The organism is Kineococcus gurbantunggutensis, assembly GCF_050871925.1.
In the GTDB taxonomy this organism is placed as follows: Bacteria; Actinomycetota; Actinomycetes; order Actinomycetales; family Kineococcaceae; genus Kineococcus.
This window is the reverse complement of the sequence record NZ_JBJLSG010000253.1, coordinates 1-4,649: the sequence shown is the minus strand read 5'-3', so window position 1 is coordinate 4,649 and position 4,649 is coordinate 1. Positions and strand designations below refer to the sequence as shown.

At 73.8% G+C, this 4,649-nt stretch carries 5 protein-coding genes; 4 read left to right on the top strand and 1 reads right to left on the bottom strand.

Annotated elements, in window-relative coordinates:
• Positions 1 to 140 precede the first annotated feature (140 nt).
• Complete coding sequence (locus ACRYR7_RS24425) at positions 141 to 896, top strand: DUF4191 domain-containing protein (RefSeq protein WP_432574910.1); 756 nt, start codon at positions 141 to 143, stop codon at positions 894 to 896.
• A gap of 33 nt (positions 897 to 929) precedes the next feature.
• Here the strand turns inward: ACRYR7_RS24425 and ACRYR7_RS24420 are convergent, their stop codons facing one another.
• Positions 930 to 1,379, bottom strand: a complete 450-nt coding sequence (locus tag ACRYR7_RS24420; protein ID WP_432574908.1) for an RDD family protein — start codon at positions 1,377 to 1,379, stop codon at positions 930 to 932.
• A 175-nt stretch (positions 1,380 to 1,554) separates the two neighbouring features.
• Here ACRYR7_RS24420 and glnA point away from each other — a divergent pair, with 175 nt between their 5' ends.
• From glnA to fgd, 3 genes are all read left to right on the top strand, one after another.
• On the top strand, positions 1,555 to 2,979 hold the full coding sequence (gene glnA, locus ACRYR7_RS24415; protein ID WP_432574907.1) for a type I glutamate--ammonia ligase: 1,425 nt from the start codon (positions 1,555 to 1,557) through the stop codon (positions 2,977 to 2,979).
• A gap of 151 nt (positions 2,980 to 3,130) precedes the next feature.
• On the top strand, positions 3,131 to 3,460 hold the full coding sequence (locus tag ACRYR7_RS24410) for an STAS domain-containing protein (protein ID WP_432574905.1): 330 nt from the start codon (positions 3,131 to 3,133) through the stop codon (positions 3,458 to 3,460).
• A 121-nt stretch (positions 3,461 to 3,581) separates the two neighbouring features.
• Entirely contained in the window at positions 3,582 to 4,607 is a 1,026-nt protein-coding gene (gene fgd, locus ACRYR7_RS24405; RefSeq protein WP_432574903.1) for a glucose-6-phosphate dehydrogenase (coenzyme-F420), read from the top strand.
• The last annotated feature ends 42 nt before the right edge of the window (positions 4,608 to 4,649 follow it).

Genomic DNA, 4,649 nt, shown 5'->3' with positions numbered 1-4,649 from the left:
CAACACTTTATGACGCTCGGGGGCGGAGCCCCGCCCCCGCGCCCCCCCCCCCCCCCCCCCCCCCCCCCCCCCCCCCCCCGCCCCGCCCCCCCCCCCCCCCCCCCCGGGGGGCGGTGCGCCCGCGCCGTATCCTTGCCCGCATGGCACGACGTGAGACGCGCGCGGGCGCGACCCCGGCCCCGAAGGCGGGCGCGACCCCCGCCCCGAAGCCGAAGAAGCAGCGGTTCCAGCGGCTCCGTCAGCTCAAGCAGGTCTACGACATGACCGTGCGGGTGGACCCCGCGACCCGGTGGTGGCTGCTGCTGGCCCTGGGCGGTCCGCTCCTGCTGGGCGTCGTCGTCGGGCTGCTGAGCGGCCACTGGATCTACTTCCCGCTGCTGGGCCTGCTGGTGGGCGTGCTGGCGGCCATGTTCGTGCTGGGCCGGCGCGCCGAGCGCGCGGCCTACGTCAGCCTGGAGGGCCAGAAGGGCGCCGCGGGCGCGGCGCTGAGCTCCATCCGCCGCGGCTGGACCGTGGAGCAGGAGCCGGTGGCGATCGAGGCCCGCTCCCAGGACATGGTCTTCCGCGCCATCGGCCGCGCCGGCATCGTCCTGGTCGGCGACGGCCCGCCCACCCGGGTGCGCAAGCTGCTCGACGGCGAGCGGCGCAAGGTGGCCCGCGTGGCGCCCAACGTGCCGGTGCACCTGTTCACGGTCGGCGACGGCGGCGGCGAGGGCGAGGTCCCGCTGCGCAAGCTGGCCTCGAGGGTGCAGCGGCTGAAGCCGACCCTGACCAAGCAGGAGGTCGCCGCGGTGCACAAGCGGCTGCGCGCGCTGGGCGGGGTGCGCCCGCCGGTGCCGCAGGGCGTGGACCCGATGCGCGCGCGCCCGGACCGCCGGGCCATGCGCGGGCGCTGAGCCGCGCCCCGCGCCGCACCCCGGGGCCGCCGGTCACCGCCGCACGACGACGGTGCCGGCGGCCTTGTCGTGCAGCCCGCGCCGGTCGACGTCGAAGACGACCGCGGGCAGGACCAGCACGAGCAGCACCGCGCGCAGGGCGCCGCGGGCGAAGCCGACCGGGCGCGGGGCGTCCAGGCGGCGCACCGCGGTGCCGGCGACGGCGTGCCCGATCGTCATGCCGAGGGTGGAGACGAGCAGCCAGTGCATGACGAGCAGCACGGCCAGCGGCGCGAAGTCCCGGCCCAGGACGTCGCCGAGCAGGAAGCGGCCGATGAGGGTGGCCAGCACCCAGTCGACGGCCAGGCCGGCGAAGCGGCGCGGCCAGCCGGCCGCGGAGCCGCTGCCGGCGGCCGGCAGGCCCAGGCGCACCCCGGGCACCTCGTGCCCGTCGCCGGCGCTCGAGGGGTCCGGCGCTGCGCTGCGGGGCGGCCTGTCGCTCACGGCGCCACCCTAAGCGCCGCCCGGGCGCTGCCCGCCGGACCACCCCTGTCCCCGCCGTGACGGCCTCGGTAACGTGGCTGAAACACCCGCGACACGGGGGCGAAACGGCGCCCCCCTACCGTCGGCCCGTCCACGGCGGCTCGACAGCCGGGCCGGTTCCGCGCATGGAGGTTGGATGTTCAGCAACTCCGAAGAGGTCCTGAAGTACATCAAGGACGAGGACGTCAAGTTCGTCGACATCCGCTTCTGCGACCTTCCGGGCGTCATGCAGCACTTCAACGTGCCGGCCGCCTCGGTGGACGCCGACGCCCTGACCGAGGGCCAGATGTTCGACGGGTCCTCGATCCGCGGCTTCCAGGCGATCCACGAGTCGGACATGAAGCTCATCGCGGACCCGACCTCCGCCTTCCTCGACCCGTTCCGGGCCGAGAAGACCCTGGTGATCAACCACTCGATCGTGGACCCGTTCACGGACGAGCCCTACAGCCGCGACCCGCGCAACATCGCGGCCAAGGCCGAGGCGCACCTGAAGACGACCGGCATCGCCGACACCGTCTTCTTCGGGGCCGAGGCCGAGTTCTACATCTTCGACGACGTCCGGTTCGAGACGAACCAGCGCGAGTCGTACTACCACATCGACTCCATCGAGGCGGCCTGGAACACCGGCCGCGCGGAGGAGGGCGGCAACCGCGGCTACAAGACGCGGTACAAGGGCGGGTACTTCCCCGTCCCGCCGATCGACCACTTCGCCGACCTGCGCGACGAGATGGTCGTGGAGCTGGAGAAGGCCGGCCTGAAGGTCGAGCGCTCGCACCACGAGGTCGGCACCGCCGGCCAGGCGGAGATCAACTACCGCTTCGACACGCTGAAGAACGCGGCCGACCAGCTGCTGCTCTTCAAGTACGTCATCAAGAACGTGGCCTGGCGCAACGGCCGCACGGTCACCTTCATGCCGAAGCCGCTGTTCGGCGACAACGGCTCGGGCATGCACTGCCACCAGTCGCTGTGGAAGGACGGCTCGCCGCTCTTCTACGACGAGAAGGGCTACGGCGGCCTGTCGGACCTGGCCCGCTGGTACATCGGCGGCCTGCTGCACCACGCCCCGTCGCTGCTGGCGTTCACCAACCCGACGGTGAACTCCTACCACCGCCTGGTGCCGGGCTTCGAGGCGCCGGTGAACCTGGTGTACTCGGCGCGCAACCGCTCCGCGTGCATCCGCATCCCGATCACCGGCAGCAACCCCAAGGCCAAGCGCCTGGAGTTCCGCGTGCCGGACCCGTCGGCGAACCCGTACCTGGCGTTCTCCGCGCAGCTCATGGCGGGCCTGGACGGCATCAAGAACCGCATCGAGCCGGCCGACCCGGTCGACAAGGACCTCTACGAGCTCCCGCCCGAGGAGCACGCGAACATCAAGACGGTCCCGTACTCGCTGCCGGACGTCCTCGACAAGCTCGAGGAGGACCACGAGTACCTCCTCGACGGCGGGGTGTTCACCTCCGACCTGATCGAGACCTGGATCGACTACAAGCGCACCAACGAGGTCGACCCGATCCGCCTGCGGCCGCACCCGCACGAGTTCGAGATGTACTTCGACATCTGACGGGTGCGGGCCCCCGGGCCCGCGACCGCACCGGAGCCGCCGACGGTGGTCCCCGCCCGCACCGCGGGCGGGGGTCACCGCGGCGGCTCCGGCCGTTCCGGGCCCGGCGCACCGCTCGCGCCGGGCCGCCGGCTCCCCTAGGGTCACCGGTGTGGAGCGCGTCGTCGTCATCGCCGACGTCGACGAGACCCGCGTGCTGCTGTCGGGCGAGGTCGACGCGACGCTGTCCGGTGAGCTGTCCACCGCGTGCGCGGCGGTGCTGGCCCGCGAGAAGCCCGTCGTGGTGGACGTGCGCGACGTGGCCTTCATGGACTCCACGGGCGTGGGCTTCCTCGCCCGGCTGGCCTCCCGCTCCGCGCGGCAGCCGGTGGTGCTGCTGCACCCCCCGCCCGTGGTGCGCTTCCTGCTGGCCAAGACCCGCATCGGCACCCTGCTCGACGTGCGCGAGGACGAGGCCGGCGACGCGAGCGCGTCCTCCTGAGCACCCCGGCGAGGCACCCGGCGGCACGCCCCGGCGGCACCGGGGCGGCACCCCGCGCCGGGGGCGGCGGCGGGGCGGGGGTTAGGTTGACGGCGAGGCGACGGACGAGAGGCGGGGCGCGGTGACGCAGACGGTGGACACGCACGGGCAGGCGCTCAGGCTGGGGTACAAGGCCTCGGCGGAGCAGTTCGACCCGGCGCAGCTGGCGGACTTCGCGGTGCAGGCCGAGGAGCAGGGCCTGGACTCGGTGTGGATCTCCGACCACTTCCAGCCCTGGCGGCACGTGGACGGGCACGCGCCCGCGGCGCTGACGTGGCTGCCGTGGGTGGCGGCGAGGACCTCCCGGGTGCAGCTGGGCACCAGCGTGCTCACGCCCACGCTGCGCTACAACCCCGCGGTGATCGCCCAGGCGTTCGCCACGCTGGGCTGCCTGGCCCCGGGCCGGGTCATCCTCGGCATCGGCACCGGCGAGGCGCTCAACGAGACGGCCGTGGGCGTGGACTTCCCCGAGGCCAAGGAGCGCTTCGCGCGGCTGCGCGAGGCGGTGCGGCTGATCAGGGCGCTGTGGGAGGGCGAGCGGGTCACCTTCGAGGGCGACTTCTACCGGCTGCACGACGCCACGGTGTACGACCGGCCCACCACCCCGGTGCCGATCTACGTCGCCGGGGGCGGGCCGGGCGTGACGAAGTACGCCGGCCGCGCCGGCGACGGCTACATCTGCACCTCCGGCAAGGGCATGGACCTGTACCGCGAGACGCTGCTGCCCTCCCTGCAGGAGGGGCTGGCCGCGGCCGGTCGCGACGAGGCCTCGATCGACCGCACCATCGAGATCAAGGTCTCCTTCGACGAGGACCCCGACCGCGCGCTGGAGAACTGCCGGTTCTGGGCGCCGCTGTCGCTGACGCCGGAGCAGAAGGCCAGCGTGCACGACCCGGTGGAGATGGCGCGGCTGGCCGACGAGCTGCCCATCGAGCAGGTCGCCAAGCGCTGGATCGTGGCCTCCGACCCCGCCGACGTGGCGCGCGCGGTGCAGGAGTACGTCGACGCGGGCTTCACGCACCTGGTCTTCCACGCCCCCGGGCACGACCAGTCCCGGTTCCTGTCGCAGTTCACCGCCGACGTCGTCCCGCTGCTGCGCGCCGGCTGAGGGGGCAGGCGCCCCGGTGCCCGGCGGGGGCACCGGGGCGCT

Excerpts from the sequence above, each read along its gene's own strand:
- ACRYR7_RS24425 (WP_432574910.1), top strand. The coding sequence starts at position 141 with ATGGCACGACGTGAGACGCGCGCGGGCGCGACCCCGGCCCCGAAGGCG.
- glnA (WP_432574907.1), top strand. The coding sequence starts at position 1,555 with ATGTTCAGCAACTCCGAAGAGGTCCTGAAGTACATCAAGGACGAGGAC.